23 protein-coding genes and 1 riboswitch are annotated in these 22,602 nt (G+C 67.4%); of the genes, 10 read left to right on the top strand and 13 right to left on the bottom strand.

What is annotated here, in order from left to right:
• Positions 1–20: 20 nt before the first annotated feature.
• On the bottom strand, positions 21–464 hold the full coding sequence (locus OG405_RS27115) for a DUF3151 domain-containing protein (protein ID WP_327149233.1): 444 nt from the start codon (positions 462–464) through the stop codon (positions 21–23).
• Between the two features lie 85 nt (positions 465–549).
• On the opposite strand from OG405_RS27115, the gene OG405_RS27120 reads away from it, so the two are divergent.
• From OG405_RS27120 to OG405_RS27125, 3 genes are all read left to right on the top strand, one after another.
• A complete protein-coding gene (locus tag OG405_RS27120; RefSeq protein WP_327149234.1) occupies positions 550–2,583 on the top strand; it encodes an Rv0361 family membrane protein in 2,034 nt (677 codons plus the stop codon).
• A gap of 146 nt (positions 2,584–2,729) precedes the next feature.
• Positions 2,730–2,852: an excalibur calcium-binding domain-containing protein gene (locus OG405_RS29310; protein ID WP_442790621.1), complete on the top strand. Its 123-nt coding sequence runs from the start codon at positions 2,730–2,732 to the stop codon at positions 2,850–2,852.
• A 109-nt stretch (positions 2,853–2,961) separates the two neighbouring features.
• Positions 2,962–3,270 carry a hypothetical protein gene (locus OG405_RS27125; protein WP_327149235.1) on the top strand — a complete coding sequence of 103 codons (309 nt, stop codon included), beginning with the start codon at positions 2,962–2,964 and terminating at the stop codon, positions 3,268–3,270.
• 79 nt (positions 3,271–3,349) lie between these two features.
• Here OG405_RS27125 and OG405_RS27130 read toward each other — a convergent pair whose 3' ends face one another.
• Positions 3,350–3,559 (bottom strand): hypothetical protein, encoded by a 210-nt coding sequence (locus OG405_RS27130; protein WP_327149236.1) that lies wholly within the window; start codon positions 3,557–3,559, stop codon positions 3,350–3,352.
• A 61-nt stretch (positions 3,560–3,620) separates the two neighbouring features.
• Between OG405_RS27130 and yczR the strand changes: the two genes are divergently transcribed.
• Entirely contained in the window at positions 3,621–5,120 is a 1,500-nt protein-coding gene (gene yczR / locus OG405_RS27135; RefSeq protein ID WP_327149237.1) for a MocR-like transcription factor YczR, read from the top strand.
• 39 nt (positions 5,121–5,159) lie between these two features.
• Here yczR and OG405_RS27140 read toward each other — a convergent pair whose 3' ends face one another.
• Positions 5,160–6,395, bottom strand: coding sequence for an acetate/propionate family kinase (locus OG405_RS27140; RefSeq protein ID WP_327149238.1), 1,236 nt, complete (start codon positions 6,393–6,395; stop codon positions 5,160–5,162).
• A complete protein-coding gene (gene pta / locus OG405_RS27145) occupies positions 6,392–8,464 on the bottom strand; it encodes a phosphate acetyltransferase (protein WP_327149239.1) in 2,073 nt (690 codons plus the stop codon). Before pta ends, OG405_RS27140 begins: the two co-directional genes overlap by 4 nt.
• An 88-nt stretch (positions 8,465–8,552) precedes the next feature.
• Between pta and OG405_RS27150 the strand changes: the two genes are divergently transcribed.
• Complete coding sequence (locus tag OG405_RS27150; RefSeq protein WP_327149240.1) at positions 8,553–8,771, top strand: helix-turn-helix domain-containing protein; 219 nt, start codon at positions 8,553–8,555, stop codon at positions 8,769–8,771.
• A gap of 49 nt (positions 8,772–8,820) precedes the next feature.
• Here the strand turns inward: OG405_RS27150 and fgd are convergent, their stop codons facing one another.
• Positions 8,821–9,831: a glucose-6-phosphate dehydrogenase (coenzyme-F420) gene (fgd, locus tag OG405_RS27155; protein ID WP_327149241.1), complete on the bottom strand. Its 1,011-nt coding sequence runs from the start codon at positions 9,829–9,831 to the stop codon at positions 8,821–8,823.
• A 259-nt stretch (positions 9,832–10,090) separates the two neighbouring features.
• Here fgd and OG405_RS27160 point away from each other — a divergent pair, with 259 nt between their 5' ends.
• Positions 10,091–10,867, top strand: coding sequence for an HAD-IIA family hydrolase (locus OG405_RS27160; protein ID WP_327152547.1), 777 nt, complete (start codon positions 10,091–10,093; stop codon positions 10,865–10,867).
• Positions 10,868–10,903: 36 nt separating this feature from the next.
• On the opposite strand, the gene OG405_RS27165 is transcribed toward OG405_RS27160, so the two are convergent.
• The 3 genes from OG405_RS27165 to OG405_RS27175 form a co-directional block, all read right to left on the bottom strand.
• Positions 10,904–12,118 (bottom strand): O-succinylhomoserine sulfhydrylase, encoded by a 1,215-nt coding sequence (locus tag OG405_RS27165; RefSeq protein ID WP_327149242.1) that lies wholly within the window; start codon positions 12,116–12,118, stop codon positions 10,904–10,906.
• Positions 12,115–12,531 (bottom strand): rhodanese-like domain-containing protein, encoded by a 417-nt coding sequence (locus OG405_RS27170; protein WP_327149243.1) that lies wholly within the window; start codon positions 12,529–12,531, stop codon positions 12,115–12,117. Before OG405_RS27170 ends, OG405_RS27165 begins: the two co-directional genes overlap by 4 nt.
• Positions 12,532–12,548: 17 nt before the next feature.
• Positions 12,549–12,661: riboswitch (SAM riboswitch) on the bottom strand.
• A 66-nt stretch (positions 12,662–12,727) separates the two neighbouring features.
• Entirely contained in the window at positions 12,728–13,198 is a 471-nt protein-coding gene (locus OG405_RS27175; protein WP_327149244.1) for an Rv0361 family membrane protein, read from the bottom strand.
• A 225-nt stretch (positions 13,199–13,423) separates the two neighbouring features.
• Between OG405_RS27175 and OG405_RS27180 the strand changes: the two genes are divergently transcribed.
• Both OG405_RS27180 and OG405_RS27185 read left to right on the top strand, forming a co-directional pair.
• Complete coding sequence (locus OG405_RS27180; protein ID WP_327149245.1) at positions 13,424–14,812, top strand: FAD-dependent oxidoreductase; 1,389 nt, start codon at positions 13,424–13,426, stop codon at positions 14,810–14,812.
• Positions 14,813–14,883: 71 nt separating this feature from the next.
• The gene (locus OG405_RS27185; RefSeq protein WP_327149246.1) at positions 14,884–15,750 is read left to right on the top strand and encodes an amidohydrolase family protein; all 867 of its coding nucleotides are present in this window, start codon (positions 14,884–14,886) and stop codon (positions 15,748–15,750) included.
• Between the two features lie 18 nt (positions 15,751–15,768).
• On the opposite strand, the gene OG405_RS27190 is transcribed toward OG405_RS27185, so the two are convergent.
• Positions 15,769–16,251, bottom strand: a complete 483-nt coding sequence (locus OG405_RS27190; RefSeq protein ID WP_327149247.1) for a DUF456 domain-containing protein — start codon at positions 16,249–16,251, stop codon at positions 15,769–15,771.
• Between the two features lie 814 nt (positions 16,252–17,065).
• Between OG405_RS27190 and OG405_RS27195 the strand changes: the two genes are divergently transcribed.
• Positions 17,066–18,874 (top strand): cutinase family protein, encoded by a 1,809-nt coding sequence (locus tag OG405_RS27195; protein ID WP_327149248.1) that lies wholly within the window; start codon positions 17,066–17,068, stop codon positions 18,872–18,874.
• On the opposite strand, the gene OG405_RS27200 is transcribed toward OG405_RS27195, so the two are convergent.
• Positions 18,822–19,133 (bottom strand): YdeI/OmpD-associated family protein, encoded by a 312-nt coding sequence (locus OG405_RS27200; RefSeq protein ID WP_327149249.1) that lies wholly within the window; start codon positions 19,131–19,133, stop codon positions 18,822–18,824. The genes OG405_RS27195 and OG405_RS27200 overlap by 53 nt on opposite strands.
• A 36-nt stretch (positions 19,134–19,169) precedes the next feature.
• Entirely contained in the window at positions 19,170–19,718 is a 549-nt protein-coding gene (locus OG405_RS27205) for a methylated-DNA--[protein]-cysteine S-methyltransferase (RefSeq protein WP_327149250.1), read from the bottom strand.
• 142 nt (positions 19,719–19,860) lie between these two features.
• Between OG405_RS27205 and OG405_RS27210 the strand changes: the two genes are divergently transcribed.
• A complete protein-coding gene (locus tag OG405_RS27210; RefSeq protein WP_327149251.1) occupies positions 19,861–20,961 on the top strand; it encodes a CaiB/BaiF CoA transferase family protein in 1,101 nt (366 codons plus the stop codon).
• 64 nt (positions 20,962–21,025) lie between these two features.
• Here OG405_RS27210 and OG405_RS27215 read toward each other — a convergent pair whose 3' ends face one another.
• Positions 21,026–21,421 carry a hypothetical protein gene (locus OG405_RS27215; RefSeq protein ID WP_327149252.1) on the bottom strand — a complete coding sequence of 132 codons (396 nt, stop codon included), beginning with the start codon at positions 21,419–21,421 and terminating at the stop codon, positions 21,026–21,028.
• Positions 21,418–22,593, bottom strand: a complete 1,176-nt coding sequence (locus OG405_RS27220) for an aminotransferase-like domain-containing protein (RefSeq protein ID WP_327149253.1) — start codon at positions 22,591–22,593, stop codon at positions 21,418–21,420. Before OG405_RS27220 ends, OG405_RS27215 begins: the two co-directional genes overlap by 4 nt.
• Positions 22,594–22,602: the final 9 nt, after the last annotated feature.

A 22,602-nucleotide genomic window follows, 5' to 3' on the forward strand; every position in this document is an offset into this window, starting at 1 on the left:
GATCAATGCCGCTGTTTCGTTCAGCCCAGGCCGAGTTCGCCGGCTGCCCGCGGATCACAGTCCTCGAGCAGGTCCAGGCAGCGCGCGTATTCGTCGGATTCACCGACGGCTTTCGCGGCCCGGGCCAGCGCCGCCACACTGCGTAGGAAGCCCCGGTTGGGCTCGTGCTCCCACGGGACCGGGCCGAAACCCTTCCAGCCGTTGCGGCGCAGCAGATCGAGGCCACGGTGATAGCCGGTGCGGGCGAACGCGTAGGCGGCCACGACATCGTGGTTGATCGGTTCCGTGGCGTCGGCGGCCCGGTCCAACGCGGCTTCGGCCAGGGCCGCCCAGGCGATCGAGGCGGCGGGATTGTCGGCCGCCACCCGCACCGGGTCGGTGCCGGCGTCGAGCGCGTCCTCCGCCTCGTGTAGTTCAGGAAGGAGTACCGGTTGCGGTCCGAGCAGATCACCGAACGAGGTCATGGGCTTCATTGTGCACGGGTATGGGGATTGCTCGATAGGCTGGCCATCTACATCACATTCTGTTCGCCAGCAACGAGGGGTATAGGTGTCGCACCCGACCGACGACAAGGAACCGATCCGCTCCGACTCCGGCGCATCCGCCGGAAGCGACTCCCGCGTGAGTTCTCCCGCCGCGGAGAAGCCGGAGCCGGCCGACGCCGGATCGCAGCCGTCGCGGGCAGCGGATGCGGCGGGCGACCCGGCCGCGACGGAGGCTCCCGATAACGGAGCGGGGGCCGCCGCCGAGCCGGGCGAGGGCGGCGATACACCGGCCGAGGCGCTCGTGCACGCGTCGAAGGAGCCGGGCGGTGAGCGGGCGGACGCGGTGGAACCAGATCGGGACGCGGAGTCCGGCGAGGACACCCCGGTGAGCACTGAGGAATCGGATGAAACGGCGGCGGTAACCACCACCGGTGACGATTCACCCGCAGCGGAAACCGCCGAAGCGGAAGCGTCACCCACCGGTGCCGGCGCAGAACAGACGGACGCCGAACAGACGGACGCCGAACAGACCGACGCCGACAGTCCGCCCGGCAGCGGTTCCGGACAGACCGGTGACGGTTCGCCCGGGGAAGGGACTGCCGACGTTTCCGCGGTGCTCAGCGAGCAGGACGCGGCATCCGGATCTTCCGGTACGGCACCGGTTTCCGCGGAAGATTCCGAGGCATCGGGCACGAAAGCCGATTCCGGTGACACCGGCACCGGGTCCCGCGACGAGAAGACCACCGAAGAGCGGGCCGCCGAGCCCGCCGTCGCAGGTGCGGCGGCCGCGGAAACGGCCGACCGGAGTGACGAACCGGAAGCCGATACGACTGCGACTTCCGAAGCGGTCACCGAGAACGAAGCGGTTACCGAGAACGCCGACCCGCCCGGCGATGCCGAGGAGGCCGGTGCCGGAACCGCGGCGGTAGGGGCCGGGGACGACGTCACCGCCGAATCCGCCGTGCGCGGATCCGAGCAGGGCACCGAGGACACCGAAGGGGAGTCCGGGCCGGGTGACGCCGCCGCGGAAGCGGCGGAATCCGAGTCCACCGAGAAAGCATCGGACGCGGCGCAGACAGTCGGCCCGGCGGCTACGGACGCCACGGTCGAATTGGAAGTACCCGCCGAAGCGAAAACCGTCGTGATACCGAAAGCACAGCGTCCGGAGGAGGCGCCGACCGAATCCCTCTCGGTACGCAAACCCGACCCGAACGCTACCGAGCGCATCGATATGAATCAGGTGCGCAAGGCCGCTCGCCCAGGGCCCAAACCGCCCGGCGGTCCGCAGAGACCGGCCCGCACCGATCGGGTGGGTTCGGGTGCGCCGGGGCCGCTGTCGAAACCGCGCGGTACACCGCGTCCGCAGTCGGGGCCGAAACATCCCGGTCCGCAGGCGCCGAGCCGTCCGGATCAGCCCGCGCCGCAGCGGCCGAGCGGCCCCGCTCCCCAACCGCAGGGCGCCGGAAGTCCGCAGGGCGCGCCCCGGCCGGTCGGCGGTCCGGATCGGCCGCAGGCAGGGACGCAGCGTCCCGGTAGCGCGCCGTCACCGGCGGATATCAAACCGACCGTGGCCGAACAGCGGGTTGCGCAGTCACCGCAGTTCGGCGCTCCCGGGCAGATCGCGCAACCGCAACGGGTGGAGCCGGCTGCCGCGCCGGCCGGTTCGGCGAACAACCGGAAATGGCTGATCGCGGCGGGTGCCGCGGCAGCGGTCGTGATCGCGCTGATCGCGATCGTGGTCGGTGTCGGATCCGGTGACGATTCGCCACAGGGCCGGATCCGCGCGGCGATCGGTGATTACGCCGGGGCGCTGGAGCGCGGTGACCTGGCCGGTCTGCGCGATGTGACCTGCGGTGGGCTGCACGACTACTACCAGGGGTTGTCCGAGGAGCAGTTCGCCGCGGTACATCAGCAATCCGTCGCAGGCGGCAGCATCCCGGATGTGACCAGCGTCGATGCTGTCCAGATCACCGATCGGACCGCTCTGGCGCAGGTGAGCGTGCAGACCGAGGCGGACCCGCAGACCACCCGAACCTTCGATCTGCAGGAGACCGACGGCGGCTGGAAGGTCTGCGATCCGCCTTCGGGCGCCTCGTAACCGTTCGATCAGCAGGAATACTCGGCGTACCTGCCCATTTCGGGCCGGGTGCCAGGTAGTCCTCGGCCTGTCGATATCCCGTTCGTGCCCCGGCTCGACGCCGCACGAACGGGATATGGGCGATTCCCATCCGCTGCCCGCCGACCGTGCCGAGGGTCAACTGCGATCACGCCCGCCGGGAGACCGTTACTCCACTGCCGGGCGGTCAGCCGGGCTATTCGTGGCAGCTCGATGAGGACGGCGACGGTGTGGCTTGTGAAGCGGGGTAGGGCAGGCAGCGCAGATCGGGAGGTCGGTGCGAATCAGCCGGTACCCATCGGGCCGGGCATCGGTTACTCTGGCCGCTCGTCGAACACCCCGGGGGATGTGGAGGTGCGCATGGCTACGAGATCCGCTGTTCGATTCGCCGCCCTGGCGGCGATGTGCGCCGGAACGCTCCTGCTCGGGGCCTGCTCGGACAACGAGGGCACCGCCGTCCCGGTGGCCCCGGCCGCCGCGCAGCAGCAGTCGGAGACGCCGCAAGAACCGCAGTCGGAGACGCCGCAAGAACGCAGTATCCGCGTCCGCGACGAACTGACCCGGCTGGGTTGCGATACCAATTCCTGTATCCAGACCTATTTCGCGTGCGAGGACGGTCTGCTCGCCGGGGAGGCGTGCGAGTTCTACCGCACCCACCCGATGAAATAGCGACCGAGCAGTCCAGCTATTCAACTGGACTGCTCTCCCGTCTCCTTGAGCCACGCTCGGACCCGAATCTGCGGACAGTTCAGGCCGCGTCCCGTTCCCGGTAGGGCCGGATGGTCTCCAGATCGCGGTGCATTCGCTCGAGGTCGTATCGGTTCGCCGAGTCGTCGGCAACCGAAGCCAGTGGTCGGTATCGTTCCAGCATCTCGGCGATCCGCGATTCGTGAACTATGTAGTCATAGGCGATGAAGCCGAATGTTCCCACTCCCACGAGTGCCACAAAGAGTGTCATGTCTACAGCATCCACCGACTGGACTTGCCGATAAAGAGCCAATCGCCTAATACTGGACCTTATGGCGACAAGAGTGATCGGCGCGACAGGACTGGCTCGCGATCTCGGGCACTGGCGTAACTCCGACGGCACCGACGGCGCATCCCGCAAAGCCACCCGGCCCGCCTATCTCGCGCTGGCCGAGGGGATCCGCCTGTTGATCCACGACGGTCGCGCGCCCCTCGGGATCGCCCTGCCCAGCGAACGCCATCTGGCCACCACCCTCGGCGTCAGCCGCACGACGGTCACCTCCACCTACGCGCTGCTGCGCGAGCACGGCTACCTCATCACCCGACAGGGCTCCCGCAGCACCGTCGCGCTGCCGCCTGCCATCGCGCACGACGGCACCAGAGCCGCCCGCGGCATCCTGGCCACCATGTCCAACGGCTCCGCTCCGGCCGTGGACCTGACCTACGCCGCGATGACCGCGCCGCCGGAGATGGCAGAGGCATACTCGGTCGCACTCCAGGGCATACCGTCCTATCTGGGTACGCACGGAATGGATCCGGTGGGCATTCTGCCGTTGCGCGAGGCACTGGCCCGCCGCTATACCGAACGCGGACTGCCGACCGGTGCCGACCAGATCCTGGTGACCCTGGGCGCCCAGCACGGACTCCGATTGCTGCTCAACGTGCTGGCCACCACCGCCGGCCGGGTCCTCATCGACCATCCCACCTACCCCAACGCCATCGAGGCCATCCGGGATGTGGGGGCGCGCCCGGTTCCGGTTCCGCTGCGCCTGGAAGACCCGGCCAGCGCCTGGGATCTCGACGGCTTGCGCAGCGCCGCCCGGCAGACCGCGGCCTCACTGGCCTACCTGGTACCCGACCACAACAACCCCACCGGATTCCTGATGGACGACGCGGCCCGGGCGGAACTGGTCGCCATCGCCCGCGATACCCGAATGCTGCTGATCATCGATGAATCCATGGCCGATCTGTCCCTCGGCACGGCGGCACCGGTGGCCCCGGTAGCGGCTTTCGCGAAAGGATCCGAGGTCGTCACCATCGGATCGGCATCCAAATCGTTCTGGGGCGGACTGCGCGTCGGCTGGATCCGGACCTCGGAATCGCTGATCACCCGGCTGCTCGGTATCCGTGCGACCGTCGACCTGGGTACTCCGGTGATGGATCAGCTGGCCGCGGTACACCTGCTGGAGAACGCGGACCCGATCCTCGACCGCCGCCGCGGGCAACTACGCAGCCAGCGGGAGGCGCTGCTGGCGGCGATGGCCGACGAACTCCCCGGCTGGTACGTACTTCCCGGAGTCGGCGGAATGTCGGTATGGGCGCAACTGCCGACCCCGGTTTCGACGGCGCTGGCGGCTACGGCGCCGAATCACGGAGTGCTGTTGGCGGCGGGTCCGCGGTTCGGCGTGCAGGGGGCGTTCGAACGTTTCCTGCGGCTTCCCTACACCAGCCCGGAACCCGAACTGCGGCGTGCGGTGACCGCCATCGCGACGGCCTACGCGACACTGGGGCCGCAGGTCGGCGATTCGCTCCAGCCGCTCACCTGCTACTGAATCCTCGGCCGCTCGGGTGGGCCCCGGAACTGTTCGGGCTCAGGTTGTTTCGGTGAGTGCCGCCGCCGCGCGGGCGATGGCTAGTTCCTCGTTCGTCGGTACCACCAGGACATCGACTTTCGCGTCCGGTGGGGAGATCCGGCGCGCGGTGCGCTCCCGCACAGTATTGCGGTCCGGGTCGACAGCGATTCCGAACCGGGACAGACCGGCGAGGGCGTCGGCACGCACATCCGCGTTGTTCTCGCCCACTCCGGCCGTGAATGTGATCACGTCGACCCCGCCGAGTTCGATCAGGTAAGCGCCGAGGTAGTGGCGTATGCGGTGGACATAGACGTCGTAGGCCAGCCGCGCCGCGGCGTCACCTTCACCGATGAGCCGCCGCAACTCCCGGAAATCGTTGACGCCGGCCAGACCGCGCAGACCCGACCCGCGGTTGAGCAGGCGATCGACACCGTTGATATCCAGATGTGCGGTGCGCATGAGATGGAGGATGACCCCGGGATCCAGGTCGCCGGAGCGAGTGCCCATGACCAGGCCCTCCAGCGGGGTCAGCCCCATACTCGTATCCACCGGCCGCCCGCCGCGCAACGCCGAGACCGAGGCGCCGTTACCGAGATGGAAGACGATCTGGCTGAGAGATTCGGGCGGGCGGCCCAGGAATTCGGCGGCACGCCCGGATACGTACTCGTGCGAGGTGCCGTGAAATCCGTAGCGGCGGATACCGTGCGCGGCGGCGACCCGCGCATCGATCGCATAGGTTTTCGCGGCATCCGGCAGACCGTGGAAGAACGCGGTATCGAACACCGCGACCTGCGGGACATCGGGCAGCAGAGTGCGTACCGCCTCGATACCCCGCACGTTCGCCGGATTGTGCAGCGGCGCCAAGGCCGACAGTTCATCGATCGTCGCCAGCACCCGGTCGTCGACCAGGGTGGGCTCGTAGAACACTTCACCGCCGTGCACGACGCGATGCCCGACCGCGGTCACTCCCGCCGCGGTCAGGTCGTGACCGGTGGCGGCGAATTTCGCGAACGCCAGCCGCAACCCGGTCGTGTGGTCGGGAATCGCGACCTGCTCGGTCGATGTCCGGCCATCGGTGGTGTGTTCGATCGCACCGCCGTCCTCGCCGATCCGCTCGACCAGGCCCGCCGCCGCGATCGTGCCCGAATCCGGGTCCAGCAGCTGGTACTTGATCGACGAGGAACCGGAATTGACCACCAGCACCAGGTTGCCGCCCACCACCGTCTCCTTCTCGCCGGACCGCGCCGCGGTCACTGCTCCTGCGCTTGAATGGCGGTGATGGCCACCGTGTTCACGATATCGGTGACCAGTGCGCCGCGGGACAGGTCGTTCACCGGTTTGCGCAAACCCTGCAGCACCGGCCCGATCGCGACCGCCCCCGCACTGCGCTGAACCGCTTTGTAGGTGTTGTTCCCGGTATTGAGGTCGGGGAAGACGAAAACCGTCGCCCGCCCGGCCACTTCGGAACCGGGAAGTTTGGCGTCGGCCACTGTGGGTTCGATCGCCGCGTCGTATTGGATCGGGCCCTCGACTGGCAGTTCCGGCGCCCGCTCCCGGACCAGCCCCGTCGCCACCCGCACCTTGTCCACATCCGCGCCGCTACCGGATTCGCCCGTCGAATACGAGAGCATCGCCACCCGGGCGTCGATCCCGAACCGGGTCGCGGTCGCGGCCGAGGAGACGGCGATATCGGCCAGCTGTTCGGAACTCGGATCCGGAACCACCGCGCAGTCGCCGTAGGCCAGCACCCGATCGGCCAGGCACATCAGGAACACACTCGACACCGTCGACACCCCGGGAACGGTTTTGATGATCTCGAACGACGGCCGGATCGTATGCGCGGTGGTGTGTGCCGCCCCGGACACCATGCCGTCGGCGATTCCGCGATGCACCATCATGGTGCCGAAATACGAGATGTCGGCGACCGTTTCCCGCGCTCGCTCCAGCGTCATCCCCTTGTGTTTGCGCAGTTCCACATATTCGCGGGCGAACTCGTCGAGATATTCGGAGGTCCGGGGGTCGAGCACCCGCGCCTCGGCGATCTCCACACCCAGCTCCGCGGCCCGGGCGCGGATGGCCGTCTCGTCACCGAGGATGATCAGATCCGCGATCTTGCGCTGCAATACCCGCCCCGCCGCGCGCAACACCCGGTCATCGTCGCCCTCGGGTAGCACGATCGTCTTCCGGTCGGTTCGGGCACGTTCGATCAGTTGATATTCGAACATCTGCGGGGTCACCACACTGGTCAGCGGAACCTCCAGCCGACGCAGGAAATCCGCGGCATCGACATGGGTTTCCATCAGCGCCAGGGCCGTATCCACCTTGCGCGGATTGTGCGCCGACATCCGGCCGCGCGTGCGATGCGCGACCCCGGCGGTGTCGTAGGTACCCAGAGCGGTGGTCAGGATGGGTAATCGCGGTTTCAGTCCTGTGATGAGTCGCGCGACCGCCGGATGCGGAAGCAACCCGCCGTTCATGATGATCCCGGCCAGCGACGGGAAACTTTCCGCCTCATGGGCATTCGCCACACTCAGCAGCACATCGGAACGATCGCCCGGCGCGATCACCACCGCCCCGTCGTACAGCCGTTCCAGAATGTGCTCAGCGGTCATCCCGCCCACCATCACGCCCAGCGCCTCCCGGTGCAGCAGTTCTGGATCGCCGCTGTACATATCGCCGTCCAGGGCCTCGCACAACTCCGCCATAGTGGGTGCGATCAGCAACGGCACCTCGGGCAGACTCCACGACGGCACCCCGAACGGTACGAGCGCTTCCCGCACCGTATCGAGTTCCCCCGGCGCACAGCGATTGGCGATGATCGCCGCGAGCTGCGCGTGCTCGGACTTCAACTCCGCCGTGCACAACTCCACCAGCTGCTCGACCTCGGCGACCGACCGCTGCGCCCCCCGCACCACCAGCAGCACCGGCGCCCCCAGGTTCACCGCGATCCGGGCATTGAACCGCAACTCACTGGGACTGGCCACATCGGTGTAATCGCTGCCCACGACCACCACGGCATCGCAGACGGCCGCCACGTCGTGGTACCGCTCCACGATCTCGGAAATCGCAGAATCCGGGTCGGCGTGCACCTGCTCATAGCCGACCCCCACCGCCTGCTGATACTCGATATCGACGGTGCTGTGTTCGAGCAGCAGTTCGAGAATGTAGTCGGGTTCGGTGGCCGACCGGGTGATCGGCCGGAACACCCCCACCCGCGCGGTGGTCGCACACAACATCTGCAGTACGCCGAGCGCCACGGTCGATTTCCCGGTATCGCCCTCCGGGGACGCGATGTACACACTGGACGCAGCTACCTCGGCCATGGCAAGAGCCTAGCTGTGTTCATCTGCCGTGAACGGTCGGCTGACCTGTGCCCTTCCGCACTCTCACCCTCGTGCGGCTGGGCAGGCGGTGTGGCTGTCAGCGCTCGATGATTGCCTGCCGTGGTCGCAATGGTTGCTGTATCAGCGGGTGGACCGGGCCCGCGAACTGCTCGAGGTCACCGATCTGGCGATCACCGAAGTCGCGCGCCGATCCGGGCTGGGGACGGCGGAATCGCTGCGCCTGCACCTCGTGCGCCGACACGGGTTGACCCCGCGGGCCTATCGGGCGGCGTTCACCCGGCTCTGAGCCGATCCGGGTGAACGCCGCGGCGCACGGGATACCGGCCCGGGCCGCCTCAACCCAGTGTGCGCAGGCGCGGCGCGAGGTCGCGCTGGAACAGGTCCAGGAACCGGCGTTGATCGTGCCCGGGGGCATGGAACACCAGGTGGTTCAATCCCGCGTCGATATACGGCTCGATCTGCTCGATTGCCTGGTCCGGGTCGCTGGCGACGATCCAGCGTTTGGCGATCTGCTCGATGGGCAGCGCGTCGGCCGCTTCCTCCATCTCGATCGGATCGGTAATGCTGTGCTTCTGCTCGGCGGTGAGTGAGAGCGGGGCCCAGAAGCGGGTGTTCTCCAGTGCCAGTTCGGGATCGGTGTCGTAGGAGATCTTGATCTCGATCATCCGGTCGATCGTGCTCACTTCGCGGTCGACCTTGGCCGCGCCCTCGGCGACCGCGGGCATGAGTTTCTCGGTGTATAGGTCCATGCCCTTGCCGGAGGTGCAGATGAACCCGTCGCCGGCGCGCCCCGCATAGCGGGCCACCACGGGGCCACCGGCAGCGACGTACACCGGGATACCACCTTCGGGAACGTCGTAGATGGAGGCGCCCACGGTCTTGTAGTAGGTGCCGTCGAAGTCGGTGCGGGCGCCGGTCCACAGCGCGCGCATCAGATCGACCGATTCGCGCAGCCGGGCGAACCGCTCCTTGAACTCCGGCCATTCACCGGAGTACCCGGTGGCTATCTCGTTCAGTGCCTCGCCGGTACCGACGCCCAGCATCACCCGTCCCGGGTACAGGCAGCCCATGGTCGCGAAGGCCTGGGCGATCACCGCGGGGTTGTACCGGAAGGTAGGGGTGAGTACCGAGGTGCCCAGCATGATGCGCTCGGTGCGCTCGCCCGCGGCCGCCATCCAGGCCAGGGAGAACGGTGCGTGACCGCCCTTGTGCCGCCACGGCTGGAAATGATCGCTGACCGTCGCGCTGTCGAGGCCGTGTTCCTCGACCAGTACCGCCAGCTCAACCAGTTCACGGGGTCCGAATTGTTCCGCCGACGCTTTGTACCCGAGCTTCAGCTCACCCATTTGCGCCCACTCCTGTCGCGTTGTGGTCGGACCGTTTCCGGCCCGGATTCGACCCTAATAGGCGCAGTTGGGCGAAGCCCACCCGCAGCCCGCGCACGGCCGGAGCGAGGGCGGAAGTACGCGTCGTAGGCGGTCTCCGGTAGTCCCGTTCTCGGCTCGCGTTCTCGATTCCGGGCGCGGCATACCCATCCCTCGGATCGCGAAGCGCAGAATCGATGGGGTGAGCACAGACGACCGGATTCTGTCCTACCTCACCGATATGGACGGGGTGCTGGTACATGAGGACCATATGGTTCCCGGCGCCGACGAATTCCTCGCCGAACTGCGGGCCGAGGAGATCCCTTTCCTGGTGCTGACCAACAATTCCATTCGCACTCCACGCGATCTGCAGGCGCGGTTGCGGCAGACCGGGCTGGAGATCCCTGAACATTCGATCTGGACCTCTGCCCTGGCCACGGCCAGTTTCCTCGACGAACAGCGGCCGGGCGGGACGGCCTATGTGGTCGGTGAGTCCGGGTTGACCACCGCGCTGCACGAGATCGGCTATGTGCTGACGGAGGTCGACCCCGACTATGTGGTGCTGGGCGAGACCCGCACCTACTCGTTCGAAGCGATCACCACCGCGATCCGGCTGGTCGAACGGGGTGCGCGGTTCATCGCCACCAACCCCGACCCGACCGGCCCGTCCCGCGACGGTGTACTACCCGCGACCGGCTCGGTGGCCGCTCTGATCACCCGCGCCACCGGTCGCGATCCCTACTACATCGGCAAACCGAACCCGCTGATGATGCGTTCGGCGCTGCGCCGGATCGATGCCCACTCACAGACCAGTGTGATGATCGGTGACCGGATGGATACCGACGTGATCTCCGGAATGGAGGCCGGTATGCGCACCATCCTGGTGACTTCCGGTATCTCGACGAAAATGTCGGTCGAGCACTACCCCTACCGCCCGACCATGGTCCTGAACTCGGTGGCCGACCTGGTCGGGCGGGTACGCACCCCATTCTCCGATCCGCCCCCTCAGACGACCTGATCGGCGGAACGGCCCTACCTTCCCAGGCGGGGCAGATCAGCTGAGCGCGTTGTCCAGGTCGCCGAGCAGGTCTTCGATGTCCTCGAGTCCGACCGAGATCCGCACGACCCCGTCCGACAGGCCGATGCTCGCGCGCCCCTCCGGGCCCATGGCTCGGTGGGTGGTGGTCGCCGGATGGGTGATGAGGCTTTTGGCGTCGCCCAGATTGTTGGAGATATCGACGATCCTCAACCCGTTGAGTACTTCGAAGGCCCGTTTCTTGGCGTGGTCGGCGGCGGCCTTCAGTTCGAAGGTCACCACGGTGCCGCCGCCGCTCATCTGTTCGGCCGCCAGGGCGTACTGGGGGTGCGATTCCAGGAACGGGTACCTTACCCAGCCGACCGCGGGATGTTCGTCGAGGTAGCGGGCGATCCGCAGCGCGGAATCGGTGGACTGCCGGACGCGCAGCGGCATGGTTTCCAGACCTTTGAGCAGCGTCCAGGCGTTGAACGGGCTCAGTGCGGGTCCGGTGTGGCGCATCAGTGTTTTCACCGGGCCCTCGATGTACTCCGAGGTACCGAGGATCGCGCCGCCCAGGACCCGGCCCTGGCCGTCGATATGTTTGGTGCCGGAGTAGACCAACACGTCGGCGCCGAGTTCGAATCCGCGTTGTAGCAACGGGGTGGCGAACACATTGTCCAGCACCACCTTCGCGCCCGCGGCGTGGGCGAGTTCGCAGACCTTGCGCACATCGACCAGGGTCTGCATCGGATTGGCCGGGGTTTCGAAGAACACCGCGGTGGTGGGTTCGGACAGGGCGGCTTCCCATTGGTCGAGGTCTTCACCGTCGACGAATACTGTCTCCACGCCCCAGCGCGGCAGGATTTCGTTACATACGACGAAGCAGGATCCGAACAGGCTGCGCGCGGCCACCAGCCGGTCGCCCGCTTTCAGCAGCGCACCGAGCGCGACGAAAACGGCGGCCATACCGCTGGCGGTCGCGAAACAGGCTTCGGCGCCGTCGAGTAGGCGCATCCGCTCCTGGAAGGTGGTGACGGTGGGGTTGCCGTAGCGGGAGTACACGTAGTGCGGGTTGTCGCCGGTGAACGCGGCTTCGGCCGCTTCGGCGCTGGCGTAGACGAATCCGGAGTTCAGGTACAGGGCTTCGGAGGTTTCGTCGAAGCCCGACCTGCTCAGGCCGCCGCGCACGCCCAGTGTCGCGGGGCCGACGCCTTCGGGTAGCGGGCGTTCGAACGAGCCGCCGCCGATCACGATTGGCGCCAGGGGAGTCCGTGGGCCCGCCAGCCGGAGCCACCGCGGTGGCCGAGTTCGTCCAGCGGTCCTTCGAATCCCTCGCTGATGTTGTAGGAGGGGCCGATACCGGCCGCGGTCGCGGCGTCGGCCGCGTGGGCCGAACGTTGACCGGAGCGACACAGGAAGAGTACGGGTGCGCCGGCGGGACGGTCGGTCAGCGCGCTACGCAGCTGGTCGAGGAATCCGCTGTTGCGAGTGCCGGTGCCGTCGACCCACTCCACCAGCAGTGTCGGCTTGGCGATGGCGCTGGTATCGGGTACTCCGACGAACTTCCACTCGGCTTCGGTCCGCACGTCCACCAGGACTGCGTCCGGATTCTCGGTCAGCAGTTCCCATGCCTGCTCCGGACCGATATCCCCTGCGTAACTCATATGTGGCACCTCCTGCGAATCCGCACTTGCCGCATCCGATCGATGCGCGCCAGGTCGTCACCCGGAGCACCCCACCGCGGAGGAGGGTTGCCGGCCAGCGAGCCGGGGCTTGACACTGGCACTCATGACCTAATTCACGAGATTAACCCGGCCCGGCCCGGCCGTGTCAAACCTTGGTTGACGCTCCCGGGCGGGATCATTCCACCGGTTGGTTGCACACCCGCCATTCGCCGTCGGACTGGAACAGCCACCAGGTCGCGGTCTTCTCGTCGCCCTCGACGCGGCTGGTCACTTCGATGGTCGCCGTATCACCGTTGACCTGGACGGGGCCGAATCTCGTGATCTCGATGTCTTTTCCGGTTTCGTCGGGTTTCAGCTGCCCGGCCAGCGGCGACCGCGCGGGGGCGAAGCCCGGGCATACCGCCTCGCGCGGCGGCGCCACCCCGTAGCGGCTGCTCGTCTGGGCGAAGTCGCGGACCGCTCCGGCGATGCGGTCGGAATCTGTGACATTTTTCTCAACCGGCGCCACCAGTCCGGCGATCAGTACACCGCCCAGTACCAGGGCCGCGACCACCGCGGCCACGATGAACGGGGTGATCGAGCGCGGTGGCTCACCGTCCCCCGATTCGGTGGGCGCCTGCTCGTCGGCTCCTCCGGCATCGCTCATACCGACGATCATCCCTGGTCCCCGGATCGGCCCGTGCCCGCACCCCGATAGAATCGAGTGAGAGGCGGGTATCGCAGCACAGCGTTATCCGCGCGGACGTGGGATGACCGGTGAACAGCCGCCCGCGAACGGCGCGATGTAGGTGCATACGGACCGCGCGTCAAGTTAGCCTAAGCTAACGACAACGCCAGTGATTCTTTCGACCGATAAGGGTGCGCGTAACAGATGACCGAGCAGAAGGAAGCGAACCGCCCGCTTCGGATCGCGATCGTCGGGGCCGGGCCGGCCGGCATCTATGCCGCTGACGCGTTGATGAAATCCGATGCGGACGTCTCGATCGATCTGTTCGAGCGGATGCCCGCGCCGTTCGGGCTGATCCGCTACGGCGTCGCTCCGGACCATCCGCGGATCAAGGGAATCGTCACCGCCCTGCACAAGGTGCTGGACAAGGAGCAGGTGCGCCTGCTCGGCAATATCGACTACGGCACCGACATCACGCTGTCGGATATGCGCCGCTTCTACGACGCGGTGATCTTCTCCACCGGGGCCAACGCCGACCGGGCGCTGCCGATCCAGGGTATCGATCTGGACGGCTCCTACGGCGCGGCCGATTTCGTGTCCTGGTACGACGGCCATCCGGACGTGCCGCGCACCTGGCCGTTGGACGCGGAGAAGGTCGCGGTCCTGGGCGTCGGCAATGTCGCGCTCGATGTGGCGCGCGTGCTGGCCAAGACCGGTGACGAACTGCTGCCCACCGAGATTCCGCCGAATGTGTACGAGGGCCTCAAGAACAACAAGGCCGTCGAGGTGCACGTATTCGGCCGCCGCGGCCCGGCGCAGGCCAAGTTCACCCCGCTGGAACTGCGCGAACTCGACCATTCCCCGACGATCGAGGTCATCGTCGATCCGGAGGACATCGACTACGACGAGGGCTCCGAGGCCGCGCGCCGTCACTCCAAGCAGGTCGATATGGTCGCCAACACTCTCGAGCAGTGGGCCATCCGCGACCAGGGTGATCGCCCGCACAAGCTGTTCCTGCACTTCTTCGAATCCCCGGCCGAGATCCTGGGTGAGGACGGCAAGGTCGTGGGCCTGCGCACCGAGCGCACCCAGCTCGACGGCACCGGCAATGTGAAAGGCACCGGCACCTTCAAGGAATGGGATGTGCAGTCGGTCTACCGGGCCGTCGGCTACCTGTCCCAGAACATCTCCGAACTGCCCTTCGACGATCAGGCCGGTGTCATCCCGAACGAGGCCGGCCGGGTCCTGGTCGACGAGAACGCCGACGGCGCCGCCCGTTATATGTCGGGCACCTACGTGACCGGTTGGATCAAGCGTGGGCCGGTCGGACTCATCGGCCACACCAAGGGTGATGCGAACGAGACGGTCGCCTGCCTCGTGGACGACAGCGCGAATTTCGTCGCTGCCGAGAGCCCGGAGCCCGAAGCCGTGCTCGAGTTCCTGGAGAGCCGGGGCATCCCGTTCACCACCTGGGCCGGCTGGTACCGGCTGGACGCGCACGAGCGGTCGCTCGGTGAGCCCGAGGGCCGCGAGCGGGTCAAGGTCGTCGAGCGCGAGGACATGTTGCGCGCCAGCGAACCGAACAAGGTCTGAATGGTGGCCCGCTCCTCCCGGTCCATGGTTGGGAGGAGCGAATGCCCCGACATCTCAGGCATGCTGTAGCAGTGTTCGACGCCCATGTGCACATCATCGATCCGCGGTTTCCGCTGACCGAGAACGAAGGCTACCTACCGGAGCCCTATACCGTCGCCGACTATCGGCGGCGGATGACCCGGTTCCGGCCTTCCGGTGGCGCGGTGGTGAGCGCTTCGTTCCAGGGGAACGATCAGAGCTATCTGCGGGCCGCCCTCGCCGAACTCGGCCCCGGTTGGGTCGGGGTGACCCGGCTGGATCTCGACGCCACCGACGCCGAGATCTTCGATCTGCACGAGGCCGGAGTGCGTGCGGTCCGGTTCAACCTCAAACGCGCGGCAGCCGATATCGCGAGTATGACCCGCCAGGCGTTGCGCGCCCATGAACTGGCCGGTTGGCATGTGGAGATCTATGTGGACGGCCAGATGCTGGCCTCACTGCAACCGGTGATCCTGAAACTGCCGAAGGTCTCCGTCGACCACCTCGGAATGTCCGAGGAGGGTATGTCGTATCTGCTGAATCTGGTCGACCGCGGTGCGCGGGTGAAGGCGACCGGTTTCGGCAGGGTCGATATGAATGTCGCTACGGCGCTGCGCCGGATCCACGCGGTCAATCCGGCGGCGCTGATGTTCGGCAGCGATCTGCCGGGCACGCGTGCGGGTCGGCCGTTCCGGGAATCGGATGTGGAGCTGATCTGCGATGTGGTCGGCACCGATATGAACGCGGTGTTGGAAGACAATGCCCGCGCGTTCTACGGCTTGCCCGCGATCGATCGAACCGCCGAGGATCCGACGCCGACGCTGCCGCTGTTCGTTCCGCCGCGCGACGGCCGGCCCGCGGCCCACGACGGAACTACTCGCCCGCTACCGATCATTCAGCAGCGGCCGGGCCCGGGCTGATCCGGCGGTTCGAGGTGATCACGCCGCGATCGCGCCGATCACCCAGACCCCGCTCGCCAGCAGCGCGCCCAATAGTTCCACCAGGATCGAGAGCCCGACACCTTTGATCGCATGTTTGCTCGACACCCATGCCTGCCGGTTGTCGGGGAGGCGCTGCAATTCCGAAAGGTAGACGCCCACCACGAAACCCACGAACAGGCCGACGACGGGTATCACGAAGAATCCGGCGATCCCGACGAGGCCGCCGAGCAGCAGTGTCCGGTTCGGTACGCCGGCTTCCTTCAACTTCTGCCCCGGCCAGGTGTATTTCACGACCCCCGAGATGACCAGCAGGACGGTACTGATCGCCAGGACGGCCCATGCTGTCGTACCGCCGGTGACGAACGCCCAGACGGCGATCGCCCCGAAGATCAAGATCACCCCCGGCAGGATCGGCACCACGATACCGACCAGCCCGACCAGAATCACCAGGCCGACAACGATTTCTCCCCATACGCTCACCGCACCAAACTAGCCCGGATCCGGCCCTGCCGCCGGGGCGTGCGGCGCCGGGAGCACGAACCGGATCGGTGATCTCGGGGCCAGTTCGATCGCGAGTTCGTGCTCTCCGGGTGGAAGCGTTGGGCGGCAACCTCTTCGGCGCCGGATTACCGGAGATGAGTCGAACGCATCGCTCGTAGCGCGAAATTCGTTACACATCCGGCCGATCCAGCTGCCCGGTGGTGCCGAATACAAGATGGTATGTCTCATAGCTTCAAGCCATAACTGCTGTTCAAGCGGTACGGTCGATCGCTCTGTCGGCTGTCGGGGGCTTGGGTGAGAGCGCAACCGTAGAAGTCCGGGCGACCGCTCGGGCGGCAACGAAATCAGAGAAACGAGGATTGAAATGGGACTGCTCGGTGGTCTGCTGGATCTCGTCGGTAGCGTCGTCACGAACCTCGCCGGTGTTGTCGGCGGTCTCGGCGGCGTGCTGTTCTGAGTAGGTCGTCTCGCCGCCGGTTGTGCTCGTGAAAACTGCATCTGACGAGCGCTTCCGTTCGGGCGAATTCTATGTGGGTTGCCCGCTTCGGCCGATCGCCGAGTGGTGAGGGCCGGGGCGGGCATTCCGACGTAGCAACTCTTTTGTGCTGGGTACGGCCGATTCTTGTCGGCGCATTCGCTTCGCGGTGAGGAGTTCCGTTGCTTCTGAGTGTTGTCGGACAGCTTGTCGGCACTGTACTGGATCTCGTGGTCGGGTTGCTCGTTCCCTAGCGAGCCTGCCCGAGGTCGACCGCCGCTCGGCGCCGTCTGCGTTCTGATTGATCCGGAGGTCTGGATGAGCTGCGCCCGCGCGGTGCTCCCACGAGTGGTATCCGTTGTCATCGGCGCGGTGACAGCAGCGGTCGCGACCTTGACGTTCGGGCCACCTTCGATCGCCAGGGCACAGGACGGGGTCGAGGTCGCGCTGGCGGAGGCCGGGGGCTGCCCCGGCCTTTTCGTTCTCGGTGTGCAGGGGACCGGGCAGTCGACGCCGAATTCACCGGTCGCGGCGGACGCGGGTCTGCTTTCCCTGGTGCTCGGTCCATTGACCGAGATGTTGAGCGGACCCACTGTGGGCCGCGCCTACGTCCCTTATCTGGCCGGTTTCGGCGGTGCGCTTCCCGGGGCGACGTCGGCGCCGTATTCGGTCTCGGCCGAAGAAGGGCTCGGGCGACTGCGAGATATGGCTGCCGAGGTGACCGATCACTGCCCGCGCTCGCAGCTGGGATTGATCGGCTACTCGCAGGGCGCGCACGTTGTCTCGATGTTCGCCCGTGAGGTCGGTACCGGACAGAGTGTGATATCCGCCGACCGGATCGCGGCGGTGGCGCTGCTGGCCGACCCCACCCGCGCGCCCGGGGCCGGGGTGTTCCCCGGGCTGCCCGATACCGCGCGCCCGGAGCCGGCACCAGGCACGACAGGTGCGGAACTGGGTGCGTTGCAGGAATTTCCACAGCATCCCGCGCCGGGCGGCGGTATCGGCCCGTTGCGCGATATCGCCCCGGACTTCGGGGAACTCACCGGCCGCGTGGCCTCGATGTGCCTGCCCGGTGACCTTGCCTGTGACGCCCCCACCGATGCGCCGCTCCTGCATATGGTGGTCAATATTCTCGGCCAGGCCGAGCTCATCCCTTCGGACCCGGTGACCGCGCTGTCGTCGATTGCCGACGGCTTCTCGGCGACTCTGGGGCGGACCGCGACCGCAGTCGTCACTCATGATCTGCGCGGATACTCCCTGGGCACACTGCGGTTGACACCGGAGAAGCCGCTCGGTGTCCGGCTGGCCGAAGCGGCCGACCCGCGTTCGGTCAGCGAACCGCAGGCCCGCGAAGCACTGTTGAAGCTGGGTACCAGCGCGCTCAACACCCTGCTGGCGATCATCGGTATCGCCCTCGAACCCGCCGAGGTCGCCGCCGTCGCCACCGCCCCGGACCCGCTGAGCGGCCTCGACCGCGCGACCACCGCCCTCATCGACGCCGTGCGCCGCCCGCTGCCGCGGCGCACCGTGTTCAACCTGGTCACCAAAACATTCGACGCACTCGGTCAATTGAGTGCCGAGAACGCCGAACTCCTCGACCCCGTGCTGTGGCTGCGGTACGCCGATACCGTCCGCAAACACGGTGACTACTTTCACGCCGGCTACACCGCTGACGGTCGCCCGGCCACCGACCTGGTGTTGCAGTGGTTCGCCGCCGTCGCCGAGGATCTCGCCACCAACCGCATACCCGAACCCGCCCCGGGCCGAGCGGCTCCCGCCGGGCCGGCCCTTGATGAATCCGGCGGCGCGCCGGCCCCCCGGCCGCCCGGACCCCAACAGCCCGCGCCTCGATTGCCGGTACCGCAGCAGCCGCCTCCGCCCGTGGTCCAGCCGGAAATCCGCAACGTCGCGGTCGGCGCCGGAGCGCAGCCGCAGCCTCGTGCCGATGCCGCCGCCCAGCGCCCGCCGTACGATTTCGGCCCGTATCTACTGGGACTGGTACTGCTGGGAGCGCTATCGGCGGGCGCGTGCAGCGCCATCCGGATCGCGCACCGGTGGCACGGTCTACGCCAGGTCACGGCCACGGGCCGACCGCGGCCACCGGGCAGCCCTCGCCACAGCAGGTGAATCGCCCACCGCTGACCTCGGTGAGTTCGCGGTGTTCTGGCCCTCGACCGTCCGCCTCGGCCGAAGCAATGGCCGCGTAGCCCGGCTTGCGCATCCGTCCGGTGGCGATCAGGACCTCGGCCTCGCCCAGGTTGATCTGCGACCACAGGCTCTTCGGGCGGCGGGGTGAGTAGCGCTGGAGATAGTGGCCGGCGTCGAGGTCGCGGCGGCTGTCGATCCAGCCGTAGCAGGGGGCGACGTCGAGGGACCGGCACATCACGCGGTGTCGCGTGCCCGGGCCGGGCGTGCGGCTCGATCAGAACAGGGTCGGTTCGCCGAAGCCCGGGGTGCGCTCGATCGCCAGCAGCTTCGATTTCGTATCGACACCGCCCGGCGCCGAGAAACCGTGCAGCGAGTGGTCGGCGGCCAGGACACGGTGGCAGGGCACGATGAGGGGGATCGGATTGCTGCCCAGCGCCTGTCCTACCGCCTGTGCCGCACCTACCGCGCCACAGCACCGGGCGATCTCTCCGTAGCTGAGAGTGTGGCCCGGGTCGATGGCCCGGGTGACGGAGTACACCGCCCGGTGGAATTCCGGAAGCCCGGCGAGGTCCAGGGGTATCCAGCGGAGGTCGTCGAGATCGCCGTCGAGGTGGGCACGGATCCGGGCGATCGTCTCGGCGCGCGGGCCGTCGGCCGGTACCGGGATCGGGCGGGCGTCGTCGCCGATGAGCCGGGTGGTGCCGGGATCGTGGCCGGGTAGCTGGAAGCGGGCTACGGCGCCCGCCCGCCAGGCGATGGCGCAGCGACCGATGGCGGTGTCGAAATCCGTCGCGTCCAATGGCGCGACCGTGCTGTCCGGCATATCCACAGTCTGCTCGCGCCCACCGACAGCGGATAGGTTCGAGCCGGACGGCACCGACCCCGTGACTCCGACGGCCCTGTTGTCATACTGTCAATATGTCCCGCGGGGCAGAAACTGGATCGACGACGAACCGAGGTAGGGCGTGAGCACACCATCCACCGCCACCGAGCGGGGCCCGCTCGCGGGCATTCGCGTGATCGAACTGGCCGGGATCGGCCCGGGTCCGCACGCCGCGCTGCTGCTGGCCGATCTCGGCGCCGACGTGGTCCGGATTCAGCGGGCCGGGCAACTGCCCGGCGGAGCCGACCGTCCACAGCTGCGCGGCCGCACGATCGTGGAGGCGAACCTCAAGGACCCGGCGGATATCGCGAAGGTGCTCGCCCTGGTGGAGAAGGCCGATGTCTTCATCGAAGGATTCCGGCCCGGCGTCACCGAGCGGATGGGACTCGGACCCGACGACCTGCTCGGCCGTAACCCGCGCCTGGTCTACGGGCGGATGACCGGTTGGGGGCAGGAGGGTCCGCTGTCCGACCGCGCCGGGCACGACATCAACTACATCAGTCTCACCGGTGTCCTGCACGCCATCGGCCGCAAGGGCGAACGGCCGGTGCCCCCGCTGAACATGGTCGGTGATTTCGGCGGCGGTTCCATGTTCCTGGTCTTCGGTGTCCTGGCCGCCCTGGTGGAACGCCAGAACTCCGGTAAGGGCCAGGTCATCGATGCCGCGATGGTCGACGGCACACTCGCGCTGTCGAATATGATCTGGGCCTTCCGCGGTACCGGCGCCTGGTCGTCGGAACGCGGTACGAACCTGCTCGACACCGGTATGTCGTTCTACGACACCTACGAGACCTCCGACGGCAAATACATGGCCGTAGGCGCCATCGAACCGCAGTTCTACGCCCAGCTGCTGGCCGGTCTGGAGATCGACCCCGAGGGGCTGCCCTTCCAGATGGACCCGGCCGGACAGGACACGCTGAAGAAGCTTTTCACCGAGAAGTTCCGGAGCAAGACCCGCGACGAATGGGCCGCGATCTTCACCGGCACCGACGCCTGCGTGAGCCCGGTGCTCACCTTCGACGAGGCGAGCGCGAACGAACATATCGCCGCCCGCGGTTCGCTCATCGAACTGGACAACGTCACCCAGCACGCGCCGGCGCCCCGCTTCTCCCGTACCCCGAACGGTGTGCCCACCCCGCCGCCGAACGAGGCGACCCCGATCGACACGATCTGGACGGACTGAACACCGGACGGAGGGCCGGGCCGGTACCGGCTCTCCACCGGGCGCACCGGGAGAGAGCGGATTGCTACGGTTCGGGGATCAGCGCGAACGCGTCGAACCGGCGGCCCCGTAGCCGAGCCGGTGCCGGAGCGCCGCGCGCTACGCCGGACAGGTCGTAGAAGGTCGCGCTGGCCGACCCGGTGAACGTGTCGAGGCCCACCTCCACATCGAATCGGACGATTCCCCGGCTCACCGAATCCGGATCCTGCCGATCCACGGTGAACTCGACGAATGCCCCGCGCACTCGGGACCCGTCGGCGCGCCAGGTACCCATACCGTTGCTGTCGCTGGACATCCGGTTCCCGGAATCGGGGTTCGACTGCAGCATGGTGCCGTCGGCGTGGAAGGTCATGACGTGGTATTCGAAAGGTGCGCCCTCCACGACCACCTCCCACACTCCGGTGATACCGCGGCCTTTCACGCTCCGCACACCCGGGCCAGCAGTTCGATGCCGTGATCGATCCGATCGACCGGTGCGCCGGCGAAACTGAGTCGCATCGCCGAACTCGGTGCCTCCTGGGCGAAGAACGCGGAGCCGGGCAGGAACGCCACTCCGGATTCGAGCGCCGGCGCCAATAGGGCATCGGTGTCCAGGCCGGGCGGGCCCTCCAGCCAGAGGAACATTCCGCCTTCCGGTTCGGTCCAGTGATATTCGCCCGGGAAATGCCGGGCCAGCGCAGCAGTCATCGTCTCCAGTTTCGCCGCATACGATTCTTTCAGCAGATCGAGATGGTCCGCTGCCGCGGCCCCGGCCAGGAACCGCGCCGCTATCGCCTGGGCGAACGCCGAGGTCTGCATATCGATCCCCTGTTTGAGAGCGAGCACCGAGTCGACGAGTTCGGTGGGTAGGACCTCGATTCCGATCCGCAGGGCCGGAGCCAGTGTCTTGGACAGCGAGGTGATGTAGACAGTGTGGTCCGGCGCGAACGACCAGAAGGCGGGTACTGAGGTCCCACGGTATCGCAGGTCGGAGTACACATCGTCTTCGACGACGAGGGCGCCCCGACGCTCGACGATATCGGCGATCGCGGCCCGCCGGCCCCCGGACATGGTGCGCCCGGTCGGATTCTGGAACGTCGGCAGCAGATAGACGAACGCCACATCCAGATCGGCCAGTGCTTTATCCAATGCCGCCGGCAGCATCCCTTCGGCATCGGATCCGACCTCGCGCACCCGGGCGCCGTGGCTGTGGAAAACCTTGACCGCCGGACCGTAGGTCGGCGCTTCCACCAGCACCACCGCGCCGGGCTCCAGCAATGCCATACACAGATTGTGCAGTGCCCCGGAACCACCCGTCGCGATGTGCAGCCGATCCGCCGGGCAGTCGATACCGCGACCGGACAACAGGACCCGGGCCTGCTCCAGCAGCGGCGGGAACCCCCTGGTGACGCCGTATTGCAGCGCGGTGCTCCCGTACTCGGCCAATACCTCGGCCGCCAGCGCCGCGACGGTATCGACCGGAAGGAGTCCGGGGTCGGGGGCGCCGACCGCGAATGGGATCACTTCCGGACGCCGGGCCAGCACCGCGAACGCCTCATCGATCGGCCCACTGCGCACGACCGGGCGCCGCCGCGCCCGCAGGATCGCGGTCATGCTGGATCC

Source organism: Nocardia sp. NBC_01329, from assembly GCF_035956715.1.
Taxonomy (GTDB): domain Bacteria; phylum Actinomycetota; class Actinomycetes; order Mycobacteriales; family Mycobacteriaceae; genus Nocardia.